This window comes from Cupriavidus necator A5-1, from assembly GCF_000744095.1.
Classification (GTDB): Bacteria; Pseudomonadota; Gammaproteobacteria; order Burkholderiales; family Burkholderiaceae; genus Cupriavidus; species Cupriavidus necator_A.
Map to the genome: position 1 here is coordinate 4,046,591 of NZ_JQLI01000008.1, position 15,514 is coordinate 4,062,104.

Annotated in this window: 17 protein-coding genes; 8 read left to right on the forward strand and 9 right to left on the reverse strand. The window is 65.4% G+C overall.

Annotated features, from left to right (window positions below):
• Nucleotides 1-30: 30 nt before the first annotated feature.
• The 3 genes from K307_RS42810 to clpS form a co-directional block, all read right to left on the reverse strand.
• Nucleotides 31-1,038 (reverse strand): tripartite tricarboxylate transporter substrate binding protein, encoded by a 1,008-nt coding sequence (locus K307_RS42810; RefSeq protein WP_042887089.1) that lies wholly within the window; start codon nucleotides 1,036-1,038, stop codon nucleotides 31-33.
• A gap of 164 nt (nucleotides 1,039-1,202) precedes the next feature.
• Nucleotides 1,203-3,497, reverse strand: coding sequence for an ATP-dependent Clp protease ATP-binding subunit ClpA (gene clpA / locus K307_RS42815; RefSeq protein ID WP_042887091.1), 2,295 nt, complete (start codon nucleotides 3,495-3,497; stop codon nucleotides 1,203-1,205).
• Nucleotides 3,494-3,820, reverse strand: coding sequence for an ATP-dependent Clp protease adapter ClpS (gene clpS / locus K307_RS42820; RefSeq protein ID WP_010814998.1), 327 nt, complete (start codon nucleotides 3,818-3,820; stop codon nucleotides 3,494-3,496). The genes clpA and clpS overlap by 4 nt, the downstream gene beginning before the upstream one ends.
• 525 nt (nucleotides 3,821-4,345) lie before the next feature.
• Here clpS and K307_RS42825 point away from each other — a divergent pair.
• Entirely contained in the window at nucleotides 4,346-4,552 is a 207-nt protein-coding gene (locus K307_RS42825; RefSeq protein WP_010814999.1) for a cold-shock protein, read from the forward strand.
• Nucleotides 4,553-4,782: 230 nt separating this feature from the next.
• Here the strand turns inward: K307_RS42825 and K307_RS42830 are convergent, their stop codons facing one another.
• Together K307_RS42830 and icd are read right to left on the reverse strand one after the other, a co-directional pair.
• Nucleotides 4,783-5,244, reverse strand: coding sequence for a VOC family protein (locus K307_RS42830; RefSeq protein WP_042887092.1), 462 nt, complete (start codon nucleotides 5,242-5,244; stop codon nucleotides 4,783-4,785).
• Between the two features lie 147 nt (nucleotides 5,245-5,391).
• A complete protein-coding gene (icd, locus tag K307_RS42835) occupies nucleotides 5,392-6,642 on the reverse strand; it encodes an NADP-dependent isocitrate dehydrogenase (RefSeq protein WP_042887093.1) in 1,251 nt (416 codons plus the stop codon).
• 262 nt (nucleotides 6,643-6,904) lie between these two features.
• On the opposite strand from icd, the gene K307_RS42840 reads away from it, so the two are divergent.
• The 3 genes from K307_RS42840 to K307_RS42850 all read left to right on the forward strand — a co-directional run bounded on the left by K307_RS42840 (nucleotide 6,905) and on the right by K307_RS42850 (nucleotide 8,555).
• Nucleotides 6,905-7,567, forward strand: coding sequence for a pseudouridine synthase (locus tag K307_RS42840; protein ID WP_042887094.1), 663 nt, complete (start codon nucleotides 6,905-6,907; stop codon nucleotides 7,565-7,567).
• A gap of 104 nt (nucleotides 7,568-7,671) precedes the next feature.
• Complete coding sequence (locus K307_RS42845) at nucleotides 7,672-7,872, forward strand: hypothetical protein (RefSeq protein WP_042887095.1); 201 nt, start codon at nucleotides 7,672-7,674, stop codon at nucleotides 7,870-7,872.
• A gap of 218 nt (nucleotides 7,873-8,090) precedes the next feature.
• On the forward strand, nucleotides 8,091-8,555 hold the full coding sequence (locus tag K307_RS42850) for a DUF192 domain-containing protein (protein ID WP_042887096.1): 465 nt from the start codon (nucleotides 8,091-8,093) through the stop codon (nucleotides 8,553-8,555).
• A 39-nt stretch (nucleotides 8,556-8,594) separates the two neighbouring features.
• Here K307_RS42850 and K307_RS42855 read toward each other — a convergent pair whose 3' ends face one another.
• Nucleotides 8,595-9,080, reverse strand: a complete 486-nt coding sequence (locus K307_RS42855; RefSeq protein WP_042887097.1) for a YajQ family cyclic di-GMP-binding protein — start codon at nucleotides 9,078-9,080, stop codon at nucleotides 8,595-8,597.
• A 130-nt stretch (nucleotides 9,081-9,210) separates the two neighbouring features.
• Between K307_RS42855 and murB the strand changes: the two genes are divergently transcribed.
• Nucleotides 9,211-10,221: a UDP-N-acetylmuramate dehydrogenase gene (gene murB / locus K307_RS42860; protein ID WP_042887099.1), complete on the forward strand. Its 1,011-nt coding sequence runs from the start codon at nucleotides 9,211-9,213 to the stop codon at nucleotides 10,219-10,221.
• A gap of 43 nt (nucleotides 10,222-10,264) precedes the next feature.
• Here murB and K307_RS42865 read toward each other — a convergent pair whose 3' ends face one another.
• Both K307_RS42865 and argF read right to left on the reverse strand, forming a co-directional pair.
• Nucleotides 10,265-10,576 (reverse strand): pyrimidine/purine nucleoside phosphorylase, encoded by a 312-nt coding sequence (locus K307_RS42865; protein ID WP_042887100.1) that lies wholly within the window; start codon nucleotides 10,574-10,576, stop codon nucleotides 10,265-10,267.
• Nucleotides 10,577-10,652: 76 nt separating this feature from the next.
• Nucleotides 10,653-11,576, reverse strand: a complete 924-nt coding sequence (argF, locus tag K307_RS42870) for an ornithine carbamoyltransferase (RefSeq protein ID WP_042887101.1) — start codon at nucleotides 11,574-11,576, stop codon at nucleotides 10,653-10,655.
• A gap of 428 nt (nucleotides 11,577-12,004) precedes the next feature.
• Between argF and K307_RS42875 the strand changes: the two genes are divergently transcribed.
• Nucleotides 12,005-12,304 carry a DUF3579 domain-containing protein gene (locus K307_RS42875; protein WP_041681147.1) on the forward strand — a complete coding sequence of 100 codons (300 nt, stop codon included), beginning with the start codon at nucleotides 12,005-12,007 and terminating at the stop codon, nucleotides 12,302-12,304.
• 112 nt (nucleotides 12,305-12,416) lie between these two features.
• On the opposite strand, the gene rpsT is transcribed toward K307_RS42875, so the two are convergent.
• Nucleotides 12,417-12,683: a 30S ribosomal protein S20 gene (gene rpsT, locus K307_RS42880; RefSeq protein WP_006579059.1), complete on the reverse strand. Its 267-nt coding sequence runs from the start codon at nucleotides 12,681-12,683 to the stop codon at nucleotides 12,417-12,419.
• Nucleotides 12,684-13,056: 373 nt separating this feature from the next.
• Here rpsT and murJ point away from each other — a divergent pair, with 373 nt between their 5' ends.
• The gene (gene murJ, locus K307_RS42885) at nucleotides 13,057-14,607 is read left to right on the forward strand and encodes a murein biosynthesis integral membrane protein MurJ (RefSeq protein ID WP_042887102.1); all 1,551 of its coding nucleotides are present in this window, start codon (nucleotides 13,057-13,059) and stop codon (nucleotides 14,605-14,607) included.
• Between the two features lie 52 nt (nucleotides 14,608-14,659).
• Nucleotides 14,660-15,508 carry a SirB1 family protein gene (locus tag K307_RS42890; protein WP_042887103.1) on the forward strand — a complete coding sequence of 283 codons (849 nt, stop codon included), beginning with the start codon at nucleotides 14,660-14,662 and terminating at the stop codon, nucleotides 15,506-15,508.
• Nucleotides 15,509-15,514: the final 6 nt, after the last annotated feature.

Sequence of the window (15,514 nt, forward strand, 5' to 3'; positions counted from 1 at the left end):
AGCGGCGGCGCGCCTGCGCGCGGGTCGCCGTCATTCGAACTGGATATTGGCCTTGCGCGCCACCGCCTGCCATTTGTCGTGCTCGTTGCGCACCAGGTTGCCGAGCTGGGCCGGGCTGCCGCCCACGATCTCGAAGCCTTGCGCGGCCAGCGCATCGACCACGCGCGGCTGGCGCAGCGATTCCACCAGCGCGTCATGGATGCGCGCGACCGTCTCCGCCGGCAGGCCCGCCGGGCCGAACACGCCGATCCAGGAGTATGCCTCGAAACCCTTGATGCCCTGCTCGGCCACCGTCGGCACCTGGGGCAGCTGGCGCAAACGGCTGGTGCCGGTCACGCCCAGCACCTTAATGGTGCGCGCCGCCACATGCGCCTGCACGGCAGCATAGCTGCTGAAGAAGATATCGACCTCGTTGGACAACACCGCCTGCACCGCCGGGCCGCCGCCCTTGTACGGCACATGCAGCATATGCACCCCGGCTTCGGTCGCCAGCGCCTCGGCCGCGAGCTGGTTCAGGCTGCCGATGCCCGACGAGGCATAGCGCACGCCATCGGGCTTGGCCTTGGCCAGCGCCACCAGATCGCGCACATTGGCTGCGGGCAGCGACGGATGGGCGGCGATCACCAGCGGAAAGCGCACCAGCTGCGAGATCGGCGCGAAATCGCGGAAGGTGTCGTAAGGCAGCTGCTTGTAGGCGAAGGGATTGATCGCGTGCGTGTCGAAGGCCATCAGCAGGGTACTGCCGTCCGGCTTCGCACGCGCCACGGTGCTCGACGCGATCAGCCCGCCGGCGCCCGGCTTGTTGTCGACCACCACGGTCTGGCCCAGCGCCGCTTTCAGGCCCGGCTGCAGCTGCCGAGCGACGATGTCGACACTCCCGCCTGGCGGGAACGGCAGCACCATCGCGATCGGGCGGTTACCCGCCGGCGCCTCGGCCGCGCGGGCGGCGGCGGCATGCATCATCGGGACGGGCATGGCGCCCAGCGGGAGGATCTTGAGCAGCAGGCGGCGGCGCCGCGTGCGTTCGGCAGAGGACATCAGGTATTTCAGGCGTGGGCAGCCGCAAACCCGGGCCCCGACGGACACGGCCGGCGGCCGCCGGGACAAAAAGAAAAGGGCGGCATGACTGCCGCCCCCGTATTTTGCCCGATGATCGGCCACGTTGCAGGCAACGCGGCCGATAGCCGGCCAGGCTTCCGCGGTCAGGCTTCGGCGCGCTGCTCTTCCGGCGCCTCCGGCGGTTCCGGCTCGATCTCGGAGAAATCGAGCTTGATCTGGTTCTGCTCGTCCAGGTCCACCACCACCTTGCCGCCCGACACCAGCTTGCCGAACAGCAGTTCATCGGCCAGCGCCTTGCGGATCATGTCCTGGATCAGGCGCTGCATCGGACGCGCACCCATCAGCGGGTCGAAACCCTTGTGCGCCAGGAACTTGCGCAACTTCTCGGTGAAGCTGGCTTCCACTTTCTTCTCGTGCAACTGCTCTTCCAGTTGCATCAGGAACTTGTCCACCACGCGCAGGATGATCTCCTCATCCAGCGACCGGAAGCTGATCATGGCATCCAGACGGTTACGGAATTCCGGCGTGAACATGCGCTTGATGTCTGCCATCTCGTCGCCCTGCTCGCGCGAGCTGGTAAAGCCGATGGAGGCGCGGTTCATGGTCTCCGCTCCCGCATTGGTGGTCATGATGATGATCACGTTGCGGAAATCGGCGCGCCGGCCGTTGTTGTCGGTCAGCGAACCATGGTCCATCACCTGCAGCAGGATATTGAAGATATCCGGGTGCGCCTTCTCGATTTCGTCCAGCAGCAGCACGCAGTGCGGCTTCTTGGTGACGGCCTCGGTCAGCAGGCCGCCCTGGTCAAAGCCCACGTATCCCGGCGGCGCGCCGATCAGGCGGCTGACCGCGTGCCGTTCCATGTACTCGGACATGTCGAAGCGCAGCAGCTCGATGCCCATGATGAAGGCGAGTTGCTTGGCGACTTCGGTCTTGCCCACGCCCGTGGGGCCGGAGAACAGGAATGAGCCGATCGGCTTGTCGGTCTTGCCCAGGCCGGCGCGCGACATCTTGATCGCCGAGGCCAGCGCCTCGATCGCCGGGTCCTGGCCGAACACCACCGACTTCAGGTCGCGTTCCAGCGTCTGCAGCTTGCTGCGGTCGTCCTGGTTCACGCTCTGCGGCGGGATGCGCGCGATGCGCGAGACGATGTCCTCGATCTCGCCCTTGCCGATGGTCTTCTTCTGCTTGGACTTCGGCAGGATGCGCTGCGCTGCGCCGGCTTCGTCGATCACGTCGATCGCCTTGTCCGGCAGGTGGCGGTCGGTGATGAAGCGGGCCGACAGCTCGGCCGCGGCAGTCAGCGCCGAAGCCGCGTACTTGACACCGTGGTGCTCCTCGAAGCGCGACTTCAGACCGCGCAGGATCTGCACGGTCTGGTCCACCGAGGGCTCGACCACGTCGATCTTCTGGAAGCGCCGCGACAGCGCCGCGTCCTTCTCGAAGATGCCGCGGTATTCCGTGAAGGTGGTCGCGCCGATGCACTTGAGCTGGCCCGACGACAGCGCCGGCTTGAGCAGGTTGCTGGCGTCCAGCGTCCCGCCCGATGCGGCACCCGCGCCGATCAGCGTGTGGATCTCGTCGATGAACAGGATCGCGTTGGGATTGTCCTTGAGCGACTTCAGCACGCCCTTCAGGCGCTGCTCGAAGTCACCGCGGTACTTGGTGCCGGCCAGCAACGCGCCCATGTCGAGCGAGTAGACCGTGGCCTTCTCCAGGATGTCCGGCACCTCATTCTTGGTGATGCGCCACGCCAGGCCCTCGGCGATCGCGGTCTTGCCGACGCCAGCCTCGCCCACCAGCAGCGGGTTGTTCTTGCGCCGGCGGCACAGCACCTGCACCACGCGCTCGACTTCGCTTTCGCGGCCGATCAGCGGGTCGATCTTGCCGGCCTTGGCCAGCGCGTTCAGGTTCTGGGTGTACTGCTCGAGCGGGCTTTCCTTGCCGTCGCCGCCCTCGCCCTCGCCAGCCGCATCACCATGCTTGGCGGGCTCGGACTGGTCCTTGCGGATGCCGTGGCTGATGAAATTGACCACGTCCAGGCGCGTCACGCCCTGCTGCTGCAGGTAGTAGACCGCGTGCGAATCCTTCTCGCCGAAGATGGCGACCAGCACGTTGGCACCCGTCACTTCCTTCTTGCCGTTGGAAGTGGACTGGACGTGCATGATCGCGCGCTGGATTACGCGCTGGAAGCCTAGTGTGGGCTGGGTATCGACCTCGTCGGTACCCGGGACCACAGGCGTGTTGTCCGCAATGAAGTTCTTAAGGCTGGTGCGCAGGTCCTCGATATTGGCCGCGCAGGCGCGCAAGACTTCAGCTGCCGTGGGATTGTCGAGCAATGCCAGCAGCAGGTGCTCCACGGTAATGAACTCGTGGCGTGCCTGCCTGGCTTCGACGAATGCCATGTGCAGGCTCACTTCCAATTCTTGCGCAATCATGCTTCCTCCATCACGCACTGCAGGGGATGCCCCGCCTGCCGCGCGTGCGTTGACACCAGCTCGACCTTAGTCGCCGCAATATCCCTGGTGTAGATACCGCAGACGCCCTTTCCTTCCCGGTGCACGGTGAGCATGATCTGCGTCGCCGTTTCCCGGTCCCTGCTGAAATACTGCTGCAGGATCATCACTACAAACTCCATCGGAGTGTAGTCGTCATTAAGCAGCACCACCTTGAACATGGCAGGCGGTTTGAGCGCCTGCTCTTTACGCTCCAGGATGGTGCCCGCTTCGCGTTGTGGGACATTCGCAAGCCGTGTAGCCATGGCTTTATTCTAACCCTTACTCGCAACTCTGCAATTTGGGGAAAAGGCGCCGGATTCAAGTACCGGGTCGCCGGATTCCTGTGGTGGAAAGGCGCGGGCATTTACGCCGGAGCGCGCCGGAGGCATTGAAAAGCACGTCGCGGGTGCCGTCGGGACAGCCCGCACGGCTTGCCTGGCGCCAGCCGTCACGGTACCACCAGGCGTCGTCCGATTCCCACCACACCCTGCGCGCAGTGGGGATTCCGCCAGCTTGACAGTATCCGGCTTTGCCCGAAGAATCGATCGCACACCTGCCACCGGCCAGCGAGCCAAAGCAACAAGCCAAAGGCAGGTGATCCGTGAGCAGGGAGGCCCACGGCCCGCGGCGGCGAGTCAGCTTCGAGACTGGCCGCCACGCGATTTCACCTCGCCGCGCGTCATCGCCGGCCGCACGTCAGTACGCGGCCGGCCATGGCGCCGCAGTTCGTGTCATCTGGCTGGCGTGGCTTCCCCGCTTTGAAATCTGCTATTTCGTTGGGGGAGTATATGGCAAGCGGTATCGTCAAATGGTTCAATGACGCCAAGGGTTTCGGGTTCATCAAGCCGGACGAGGGCGAAGAAGAACTGTTTGCGCACTTTTCGGCTATCCAGATGTCCGGCTTCAAGACGCTGAAAGAAGGTCAACGCGTCTCGTTCGAGGTGGTGCAGGGCCCTAAGGGCAAGCAAGCCACCAACATCCAGGACGCCAGCTAAAGCGCGCCGCGACCGCATCCCGGCCGTCAGAGCCGCGAGCGGTCAACCAGGGTGCGGGGGGAGCTCCCCCGGGACGGGATCGCTGCCAGCGCCCGCCTTGCCGCCACCGGCGGCCGGGCGGGCGCTGGCGCGCACCAGCAGCACGCACCGCATCCGACGGAAAGCCCGACCTTGTGCCGGGCTTTCTGCTTTGGGGTCCCAGGCTCTATTCCGCTCCGGTCCGCGCCGGCTCAGGCCCAGCCTTCGATCTTCAGCCCGCTGACCTGCTCGGCTTCTTCCTTTGTGACCTTGCGCACAGTTTGCCCGAAAGTCCAGACATGGCCCTCGGGATCCCGGGCCGTGTAGGACCGGTCGCCGTAGAACTCGTCCTGCGGCTCGCGCACGATCACCGCCCCCGCCGCGCGGGCGCGCGCGCAATGCTGGTCCAGCCCTTCCTGCAGGTGCACATGCACGGTCTGCGTGTTCTTGCCGTCGACCGACGCCGGACTGGCGGTGAAGTCCGCCCATTCGCTGCCGACCATCAGGTAGCTGTCACCGAAACGCATTTCCGAATGCACCAGCTGCCCTTTCTGGTCGCGGATCACCATGACGCGCCGGAAGCCGAAGGCGTCTTCCAGCCAGTCCAGCGCCTTCACCGGATCCTTGTAGAAGAGGGCCGCACCAAAGGCAGTACGGCGGAAGGGATCGTCCATGTCAGTCTCCCCGGGCCCCGGGCCCGTCAGTTCAATCCCTGACGTTCTAGGCAAGGCCGGCGCCCGGCGCAAGAAAAAACCCCGGCGCCGACCAGGCGGCGCCGGGGTTTTCCTTGGCAGGATGCCCGCCGCAGCGGGAGTCCGTGCTTACATATTGTCGATCATCACCTGGCCGAAGCCGGAGCACGAGACCTGCGTCGCGCCTTCCAGCAGGCGGGCGAAATCATAGGTGACTTTTTTGGACAGGATCGACTTTTCCATCGACGCGATGATCAGGTCCGCGGCCTCGGTCCAGCCCATGTGGCGCAGCATCATTTCCGCCGACAGGATTTCCGAGCCCGGGTTGACGTAGTCCTTGCCGGCGTACTTAGGCGCGGTGCCGTGGGTGGCTTCGAACATGGCGACCGAGTCGGACATGTTGGCGCCCGGCGCGATGCCGATGCCGCCGACCTGCGCGGCCAGCGCATCAGAAATGTAGTCGCCGTTCAGGTTCAGCGTGGCGATCACCGAGTATTCGGCCGGGCGCAGCAGGATCTGCTGCAGGAAGGCGTCGGCAATGGCGTCCTTGACCACAATGTCCTTGCCGGTCTTCGGGTTCTTGAACTTGCACCACGGGCCGCCGTCGACCAGCTCGGCGCCGAATTCCTTTTGCGCCAGCTCGTAACCCCAGTCACGGAAGCCACCTTCGGTGAACTTCATGATGTTGCCCTTGTGCACCAGCGTCACCGACGGCTTGTCGTTGTCGATGGCGTACTGGATCGCCTTGCGCACCAGGCGCTCGGTGCCCTCGCGCGAGACCGGCTTGACGCCGATGCCCGAGGTCCCCGGGAAGCGGATCTTCTTCACGCCCATCTCGTTCTGCAGGAAGCTGATGAGCTTTTTGGCCTGTTCGCTTTCCGCCGCCCACTCGATGCCGGCGTAGATGTCTTCCGAGTTCTCGCGGAAGATCACCATATCGGTCTTCTCCGGCTCACGCACTGGCGAGGGCACGCCCTTGAAGTAGCGCACCGGGCGCAGGCAGACGTACAGGTCCAGCTGCTGGCGCAGCGCCACGTTCAGCGAACGGATGCCGCCGCCCACCGGCGTGGTCAGCGGGCCCTTGATCGAGACCACGTATTCCTTGAGCACGTCCAGGGTTTCGTCCGGCAGCCACACGTCCGGGCCGTAGACCTTTGTCGACTTTTCGCCGGCGTAGATCTCCATCCAGGCGATCTTGCGCTTGCCGCCGTAGGCCTTGTCCACGGCCGCGTCGACCACCTTGATCATCACCGGCGTGATATCGAGGCCCGTACCGTCGCCTTCGATGTAAGGAATGATCGGATTGTCCGGGACATTCAGCGAAAAGTCCTGGTTGACCGTGATCTTTTCACCGGCCGGAACCTTGATGTGTTGGTACATGACGTCTCCAGTACGGAACGGTTATGACTGCCGCCGGTGCGTGACCGGGCGGCGAGATTCGGGAGATGGCGCTGGCATTGTAGCGGGCATCGTTGCGCGCCCGTGCTGCGTCGCACCACTTCAGCCTTGTTTCAGGCTGGTCTCAGTCTTATATAAGACACAAGACTAGTTTCATATTATGCAGCAATTTTTCATCATCCGCCAATCCTGGCGGCCCCGATCCCGCCCGCTACGGGGCGCGGCTGCGGCATACTTGCGCCCCATGACCCTGATCGCCCTGAACAAGCCGTTCGGCACCATGAGCCAGTTTTCGGAACACCCCACGCGCCCCACGCTGGCCGCGTGCGTGACCGTGCCCGGCGTCTACCCCGCCGGGCGGCTCGATGCGGACAGCGAGGGCCTGCTGCTGCTGACCGACGACGGCGCGCTGCAGGCCCGCATCGCCGATCCGCGCCACAAGTTGGAGAAGACTTACCTGGCGCAAGTGGAAGGCATTGCCGATGCGACCGCCCTCGCCCGCTTGCGGGCCGGGGTTGACCTGGGCGACTTCGTGACGCAGCCGGCCACCGTGCACGCGATCGAGGCGCCTGAATGGCTGTGGCCGCGTCATCCGCCGGTGCGTTTTCGCGCCGCGATCCCGACCTCATGGCTGGAACTGAAGATCCGCGAAGGCAAGAACCGGCAGGTCCGCCGCATGACCGCCGCGGTCGGCTTCCCGACGCTGCGGCTGGTGCGGGTCGGCATCGGCCCGCTGGACCTGCGCACGCTCGGGCTTGGGCCGGGGGAATCCTGCGAGGTTGATCCCGCCTTGTTAGGTCTCGCCCGCACACCCACGGCGCCTCGCTCACGCCCCGATGGCGCGCGCCGCCCTCATGTATCAACAACCAGACAGGCGAACGGGCGGCGTCCACGTTACAAAAACTAACAAATCGACCGTCAACGCTGGCGACGGCGGCCTCGTTCTTGTCGGGGACACGTCCAATCACGCGTCACAACTTCCGACTGTTCTTATCCTTCGAGGTAATCGTCATGAAAAAACTGATCGCTGCTCTGGTTGTTGGCCTGTTCGCTACCGGCGCCTTCGCCCAGGCTTCGGCACCCGCTGCCGCCGACGCTGCAGCGCCCGCCGCCACCAAGGAAGCCCCGAAGGCCGCCAAGAAGAAGACCAGCCACAAGAAGCACAGCAGCACGAAGAAGGCCGCCACCGCTTCGGCGCCGGCCGCGCAGTAAGCTGCGCCCCCCTGCCGACTGTTCGCATGGCAGGCAGAGAAGAAGGCAGGCCGCCGCCAGGCGCCTGCCTTTTTTGTTGCCGCGGCGCCCGCCAGGAAAAGCCGCGCGGCACACATCGGCTTGGCCGGCGTGCGCTATGCTTGCGGCTGCCTCTTTGTCTGCGCCCATTACTGCGCCAGTCACTGCGCCCGTCTGCGCGCCACTTCAGACCGAACACCATGTCCTTCCTGTCCAAGACGCTGTTGTCACGCTGCTTACCTGTTGCCGGCATGCTTGCCGCGCTGAGCGCGGGGATCGCCCAAGCGCAGGCCGCGCTGCCGGTGGTGCCGCTCACCGCCGGCATGTACGCGCTTCAGGCCGAGGTCGCCGCCACGCCGGCGGCGCGCGAGCAGGGGCTGATGTACCGCAAGAGCATGGCGCCCAACGCCGGCATGCTGTTCGTGTTCGAGCAGAAAGCAGGCCACTGCTTCTGGATGCGCAATACCGAGCTGCCGCTGTCGATCGCCTTCCTGGCCGACGACGGCACCATCGTCAATATCGAGGATATGGCGCCGCGCAGCGAGGACAACCATTGCCCGAAGGCGGCGATCCGCTATGCGCTGGAGATGAACAAGGGATGGTTCGCGCAGAAGGGCCTCAAGGCCGGCGCGAGAATCGGCGGGCTGCCGCAGCCGCGGCAGTGAGCGATGCCGGCGAGGACGCCGGCATCGGCGTCGCGCGACTCAGTCGCGGAAGTTGTTGAAGTCCAGCGGCGCCTCGGACACGTCCTTGCGCAGCATGGCGATCACGTTCTGCAGGTCGTCGCGCTTGGTGCCCGACACGCGCACCGCGTCACCCTGGATGCTGGCCTGCACCTTGATCTTGCTGTCCTTGATCATGCGCACGATCTTCTTGGCCAGGTCGCCGGTCACGCCCTTCTTGATCGTGATCACCTGCTTGACCTTGTCGCCGCTGATCTTGTCGGTCTTGCCGTAGTCCAGGAAGCGCACATCCACGTTGCGCTTGGCCATCTTGCTGATCAGCACGTCCTTGACCTGGCCCAGCTTGAAATCGTCGTCGGCAAAGGCAGTCAGTTCGTTTTCCTTCTGCTCGACCCGGGCGTCCGAGCCCTTGAAATCGAAGCGGGTCGAGATTTCCTTGTTGGCCTGCTCGACGGCGTTCTTCACCTCGACCATGTTCGCTTCGCACACTACGTCAAACGACGGCATTGCATTCTCCTTGTGATCCGTATGCACGGTGGCCGCCGCTGGCAATGGCGGCACTTCCGTATAATCCAGCCTACCTCGCAGTTCCGGGTCGCCTGCACACCAGCGGCGGCCGCGTCACCTTTCCTCTTGCATGGCAGATTTCCACGAATTCTATCCCCTGCGTCGCCACAATACATTCGGATTCGACGCGCGCGCGCGCTTTGCGGTGCATGTGCGCAGCGAGGCCGACCTGACGGCGGCACTGGCCGATCCGCGCGCCGCCGGCCTGCCGCTGGTGGCGCTGGGCGGTGGCAGCAACGTGGTGCTGACGCGCGACCTCGAAGCACTGGTGCTGCTGATGGAAATTCCCGGCTACCAGCGGGAAGATGCCGACGACGCCTGGCTGGTCACCGCCGGCGCGGGCGCGAACTGGAACGCGCTGGTCAACCGCACCATTGCCGACGGCATGCCCGGCCTGGAAAACCTGGCGCTAATCCCCGGCACCGCGGGTGCCGCGCCGATACAGAACATCGGCGCCTACGGGGTGGAGCTGCGCGAGCGCTTCGAAGGCGTGCGCGCCTATGACCGCCACACCGGCGCATTCGCGTGGCTGGACCTGCGGGCGTGCGGCTTCGGCTACCGCGACAGCCTGTTCAAGCGCGCCGGCGCCGGCCGCTACATCATCACGGCGGTGACGCTACGCCTGCCCAAGGCGTGGCAGCCAGTGCTGGCGTACGGCGAACTGGCGCGCGAACTCGACGGACAGGCCGCGCCCGATGCGGCCATGGTGCGCGACGCCGTGGTCGCGATCCGCTCGCGCAAGCTGCCCGACCCGGCGCAAGTCGGCAACGCCGGCAGCTTCTTCAAGAACCCGCTGGTCAGCGCGGCACAGCGCGATGCCCTGCTGCAGGCCCATCCGGACCTGGTCAGCTACGCGCAGCCGGACGGGAGCTACAAGCTGGCCGCCGGCTGGCTGATCGACCGTTGCGGCTTCAAGGGCGTCAACGACGGTCCGGTCGGTGTCTACGGCAAGCAGGCCCTGGTGCTGGTGCACCGCGGCGGCGGTACCGGCGCGATGCTGCTGGCACTGGCCAATCGCATCGCCGATACTGTCGAGGCCCGCTTCAGCGTGCGCATCGAGCCCGAGCCGGTCGTGCTCTGAAGCGCCGCTGCTTCGGCGATCAGCCGTGCAGTCAGGCGCTCAGTCAGCCGAAGTGGCAGACGTAGTCCAGCGTTTCCTGCACCTCGATATCGAAGCTGCTGTTGCCCGGCACGCTGAACTGCTGGCCCGCGCCATAGGTCTGCCAGTCTTCCGAACCGGCCAGGCGCACGCGGCAGGTGCCGGCATTGATTTCCATGATTTCCGGCGCGCCGGTGTTGAAGGTCAGCGAGGCCGGGAAGATCACGCCCAGCGTCTTGCGGGTGCCGTCCGGGAACAGCACGGTGTGGCTCACGCACTTGCCGTCGAAATACAGGTTGGCTTTCTTGACGACCGACACGTTGTCGAACTGGCTCATTTCCATCTCCTGGCTTTGTCTTAAGACGTAAAAAGAGGGGCCATCGCGGCCCCTCCCCTGTTCACTCCGCGCGCGTTCAGTAGCGGCCGCAGAGCAGGTATTCCATCAGCGCCTTCTGCACGTGCAGGCGGTTCTCCGCCTCGTCCCAGACCACGCTCTTGGGGCCGTCGATCACGGCGGCCTCGACTTCCTCGCCGCGGTGCGCCGGCAGACAGTGCATGAAGAGCGCGTCGGGCTCGGCGCGGTCCATCATCGCGGTGGTGACCATCCAGTCCTTGAAAGCGCGCTTGCGGGCGTCGTTCTCCGCCTCGAAGCCCATGCTGGTCCAGACATCGGTGGTGACCAGGCTCGCGCCCTGGCAGGCGGCAAGCGGGTCGTCAAAGACCTTGACCAGCCCGGCGGCGGACGCCGGCACCATGGCCGGATCGAGCTGGTAGCCCGGCGGCGCCGAGAAATGGAAGGTGAAGCCCAGCCGTTCGGCCGCCTGGATCCAGGTGTAGGCCATGTTGTTGGCATCGCCGATCCAGGCCACGATCTTGCCGCGGATGCTGCCGCGCTGCTCGATGTAGGTAAAGATGTCGGCCAGCACCTGGCACGGGTGGTATTCGTTGGTCAGGCCATTGATCACCGGCACGCGCGAATGCGCGGCAAAGCGGTCGATGATGTCCTGGCCGAAGGTGCGGATCATGATGATGTCGACCATGCGCGAAATCACCTGCGCCGCATCCTCGATCGGCTCGCCGCGGCCGAGCTGCGAGTCGCGCGTGTTCAGGAACACGGCATGGCCGCCGAGCTGGTGGATGCCGGCTTCGAACGACAGGCGCGTACGCGTGGAATTCTTCTCGAAGATCATGGCCAGCGTGCGGTCGTGCAGCGGGTGCCAGGTCTCGTAGTTCTTGAACTTGGCCTTCAGGATCCGCGCGCGATCCAGCAGGTACTCGTACTCGTCGGGAGTGAAGTCGCTGAACTGGAGGTAATGCTTGATCGGGGTTGAGCTCATAAAACAAAGAAGGCGGCTCGGTGGGGACGCGCCGTCATGAAGTGTTCATGACCCAAGCGCGCCGCGGAGCCGCCTTTTCGCGTCGCATACGCAATTTAACTGCAGGAATCATAAGGGATTATTTCTGCTTTGGCGAGCCCGGGACAACCCGCCCCGATTGACGCGCCCCGCCCGTTGACAGGTTCCTGACAGGATTCCGCCCTTATGCGCAACTCTTATATAAGATATAATACTCGCTGATTCACGCGGGGCCCGGCATACCCTTGCCGCTGCCCGCCGCCGGCATCAAAAGTGCCCCCGCAGAGACCGACGCCCCGCCTTCCCGGCTGGAAAAAGCGCGAACCAAACGCGCACCGGCCGCGTCAAACGGGCGCCCGTTCCGCGGGTTTACCGTCGAGTCCTCAGCCTCACCCGCAGTCTCCAGCCTCATGAACCCCAACGTTCGCGAATACTTTATCCAAGGCATTACCAAGGAAGGCAAGACCTTCCGCCCGAGCGACTGGGCTGAGCGGCTGTGCGGCGTGATGGCGCAGTTCCGCCCCGAGGGCGACACCGGCGATCCCCGCCTGACCTACTCCCCCTATGTGCGTCCGATCTTCGCCGGCAACGTCAAGTGCGTGGTGGTGGATGCGCGCCTGCGCGACATCGAACCCAAGGCGCTGGACTTCGTGCTGAATTTCGCGCGCGACAACAACCTGCAGATGGTCGAGGCCTGCTCGCTGGAATAAGCCAGCACAGCGGAGCAACAGAAAAAAAATGCTCGTCGGATGACGAGCATTTTTGTTGGCGGATGTCTGGGCACCCGCCGGTGCTGGGCCGCGGCAGCGGCCCGGGCAGCTATCAGGCAGCCATGGCCTTGATGGCAGCCGACAGGCGCGACTTGTGACGGGCGGCCTTGTTCTTGTGCACGATCTTCTTGTCGGCGATGCTGTCGATCACGGCTTGCGAGTTCTTGAAGATCTCGGCAGCAGCAGCCTTGTCGCCGGCGTCGATGGCCTTGCGGACGGCCTTGACGGCGGTGCGCAGACGCGAGCGCAGGCTGGAGTTGTGAGCGTTCTGGGCAACGGCCTGGCGGGCGCGCTTGCGAGCTTGTGCGGAATTTGCCATTTCGAAAATATCCTGAATTCAGATGCGTGCCGCGGGGGACACAACAATTAAGTCATATCGAGCGACCCGGGATGCACTGACACACGAATCCGGAACGCAACTGTCCTTGTGAATCGGCAATTATACACAGATGCCGACGCGCCACGCAACACCGCCGAGACTTTGCCGCCTCAGGGCGGGGCGGGCGCCGGGTCGATCCGTATAATATGCGCCACATCGCGCCGGTGCGCGTGGCGCGCGGGCAACTTTGCCGCCCGCAGCGCGTCTGAGAGACGTCCGGGCCGCCTGACGCGCGGCGCTGCCGCCCTGCCCGGCCCCCGCTCCGAGAAGCCGGGGCCCGCACCGATCCACCCGTCCCGCATCGACCCTCACCTTGAACCTGCTCAAAGCGCTCGCCACCATCAGCAGCCTGACGATGCTCTCGCGCATCACCGGCCTCGTGCGCGAGATCCTGATCGCCCGCGCCTTCGGCGCGTCGGAGATGACCGACGCGTTCAACGTGGCCTTCCGCATCCCCAACCTGCTGCGCCGCATCTTCGGCGAAGGCGCGTTCTCGCAGGCCTTCGTGCCGATCCTGGGCGAGTACCACGCCAAGCGCGGCGACGCGCTGACCAAGGCGCTGATCGACGCGGTCGCCACGGTCATGACCTGGGTGCTGATGGGCGTGTCGCTGCTCGGCGTGATCGGGGCGCCGCTGGTGATGACGGTGGTGGCCACGGGCTTCCGCGGGCAAAGCGAGACCTATTCCGCCGCGGTGTTCATGACGCGGGTGATGTTCCCCTATATCGGGCTGATCTCGCTGGTGGCGCTGGCCTCGGGCATTCTCAACACCTGGCGCAAGTTCGCCGTGCCGGCGTTCACGCCGGTGCTGCTGAACCTGTGCCTGATCATCGCGGCGCTGTTCGTCGGCCCGCATATGGACCAGCCGATCTACGCGCAGGCGTGGGGCGTGCTGATCGGCGGCGTGTTGCAGCTGGCGATCCAGGTGCCGGCGCTGCGGCGCCTGGGCGTGATGCCGCGCCTTGGCTTCAACCTGCGCGCGGCCTGGTCGGATCCCGGCGTGCGCCGCATCCTGCGGCAGATGGGGCCGGCGCTGCTCGCCGTCTCGGTGGCGCAGATCAGCCTGATCATCAATACCAATATCGCCTCACGGCTGGCGGCGGGCAGCGTCTCGTACCTGACTTATGCCGACCGGCTGATGGAATTCCCGACCGCGCTGCTGGGCGTGGCACTCGGCACGATCCTGCTGCCGAGCCTGTCCAAGGCGAGCGCCAAGGACGATCACGCCGAATACTCAGGCCTGCTCGACTGGGGCCTGCGGCTGACCTTCCTGCTGGCGGTGCCGTGCGCGGTGGGGCTGTTCGTGTTCGGCGCGCCGCTCACGGCGGTGCTGTTCAATTACGGCAAGTTTGACGCGCACGCGGTCGAGATGACGCGCCAGGCGCTGGTGTCGTACGGCACCGGCCTGCTCGGGCTGATCGCCATCAAGATCCTGGCGCCGGGCTTCTATGCGCGTCAGGACATCCGCACGCCGGTCAAGATCGCGGTGCTGGTGCTGGTGGTCACGCAGGCGTGCAACTATGCGTTTGTGCCGTGGATCGGCCATGCGGGCCTGGCGCTGTCGATCAGTGCCGGCGCCACCCTCAACGCGCTGCTGCTGTTCTTCGGGCTGCGCCGCCGCGGCCTGTACAAGCCGGCGCCGGGCTGGTGGCTGTTCCTGGCGCAGCTCACGGCCTCGGTGCTGCTGCTGTCCGGCATGCTGCTCTGGTTCACGCGCAACTTCGACTGGATCGGCCTGGGCGCCACGCCGCTCCTGCGCATCGCGCTGTTGGCTTCGTGCCTGGTACTTGCAGCGGTGGTCTACTTCGGTACACTGTGGCTCATGGGACTTCGCTTCTCCGCCTTCAGGCGGCGCGCCGGCTAGCCGTGGTGACCCACGCTGCGCGCGGCACCGACGGCTGCACCGGGAAACCGATATGACTTCCACCAAAGTCCTGGATTACTTCGCCAGCCTCGTGGCGGACGAAAACGGCATCCCGCTGACCGAAACCGCGCTGTCCATCGCGCAGGACGCCTACCCCGACCTGGACCTGCAGGCCGAGCTGGCGGCGCTGGACGTGCTGGCGCTGCGCCTGAAACGCCGGATTGCCGAAGGCACCCCCGCGATCCAGCGGCTGCGCCTGCTGAACCATTTCTTCTATCGCGACCTGGGCTTCGGCCCGAACGCGAACGACTACTACGATCCCGACAACTCCTATCTGAACGTGGTGGTGCGCCAGCGGCGCGGCATCCCGATCTCGCTCGCGGTGCTCTTTATGGAGCTCGGCCAGCAGATCGGCCTGCCGCTCAAGGGGGTGTCGTTCCCCAACCACTTCCTGCTGCGCATGACGATCCCGGCCGGCGAAGTGGTGCTGGACCCGCTTACCGGGGAGACCCTGTCGAAGGAACAACTGCAGGAAATGCTGGATCCGTACCTGGAGCGCGAGGGCATCACCGATGCCAGCCAGGTGCCGCTGGGCCTGTTCCTGCGCGCGGCCAGCCATCGCGAGATCGTCGCTCGCATGCTGCGCAACCTGAAGGCGATCTACCTGCAGGAGTCGCGCTGGCAGCGGTTGCTGGCGGTGCAGAACCGGCTGGTGATCCTGCTGCCTGGATCGATCGAGGAAGTGCGCGACCGGGGGCTGGCGTATGCCAACCTGGAGTGCTTCCGTCCCGCGCTGGCCGACCTGGAAGCCTATGTCCTGGCCCGGCCGGATGCGGCCGATATCGGCCAGATCCGCGAGCGCATGCCCGCGCTGCGGATGATGAGCCGCAGCCTCAACTGAAGAGGC

Excerpts from the sequence above, each read along its gene's own strand:
- icd (WP_042887093.1), bottom strand. The coding sequence starts at position 6,642 with ATGTACCAACACATCAAGGTTCCGGCCGGTGAAAAGATCACGGTCAAC.
- K307_RS42855 (WP_042887097.1), bottom strand. The coding sequence starts at position 9,080 with ATGCCGTCGTTTGACGTAGTGTGCGAAGCGAACATGGTCGAGGTGAAG.
- argF (WP_042887101.1), bottom strand. The coding sequence starts at position 11,576 with ATGAGCTCAACCCCGATCAAGCATTACCTCCAGTTCAGCGACTTCACT.
- K307_RS42890 (WP_042887103.1), top strand. The coding sequence starts at position 14,660 with ATGACTTCCACCAAAGTCCTGGATTACTTCGCCAGCCTCGTGGCGGAC.
- K307_RS42845 (WP_042887095.1), top strand. The coding sequence starts at position 7,672 with ATGAAAAAACTGATCGCTGCTCTGGTTGTTGGCCTGTTCGCTACCGGC.
- K307_RS42810 (WP_042887089.1), bottom strand. The coding sequence starts at position 1,038 with ATGTCCTCTGCCGAACGCACGCGGCGCCGCCGCCTGCTGCTCAAGATC.
- rpsT (WP_006579059.1), bottom strand. The coding sequence starts at position 12,683 with ATGGCAAATTCCGCACAAGCTCGCAAGCGCGCCCGCCAGGCCGTTGCC.
- K307_RS42830 (WP_042887092.1), bottom strand. The coding sequence starts at position 5,244 with ATGGACGATCCCTTCCGCCGTACTGCCTTTGGTGCGGCCCTCTTCTAC.
- clpS (WP_010814998.1), bottom strand. The coding sequence starts at position 3,820 with ATGGCTACACGGCTTGCGAATGTCCCACAACGCGAAGCGGGCACCATC.
- K307_RS42850 (WP_042887096.1), top strand. The coding sequence starts at position 8,091 with ATGTCCTTCCTGTCCAAGACGCTGTTGTCACGCTGCTTACCTGTTGCC.
- K307_RS42875 (WP_041681147.1), top strand. The coding sequence starts at position 12,005 with ATGAACCCCAACGTTCGCGAATACTTTATCCAAGGCATTACCAAGGAA.
- K307_RS42825 (WP_010814999.1), top strand. The coding sequence starts at position 4,346 with ATGGCAAGCGGTATCGTCAAATGGTTCAATGACGCCAAGGGTTTCGGG.
- clpA (WP_042887091.1), bottom strand. The coding sequence starts at position 3,497 with ATGATTGCGCAAGAATTGGAAGTGAGCCTGCACATGGCATTCGTCGAA.
- murB (WP_042887099.1), top strand. The coding sequence starts at position 9,211 with ATGGCAGATTTCCACGAATTCTATCCCCTGCGTCGCCACAATACATTC.
- K307_RS42840 (WP_042887094.1), top strand. The coding sequence starts at position 6,905 with ATGACCCTGATCGCCCTGAACAAGCCGTTCGGCACCATGAGCCAGTTT.
- K307_RS42865 (WP_042887100.1), bottom strand. The coding sequence starts at position 10,576 with ATGAGCCAGTTCGACAACGTGTCGGTCGTCAAGAAAGCCAACCTGTAT.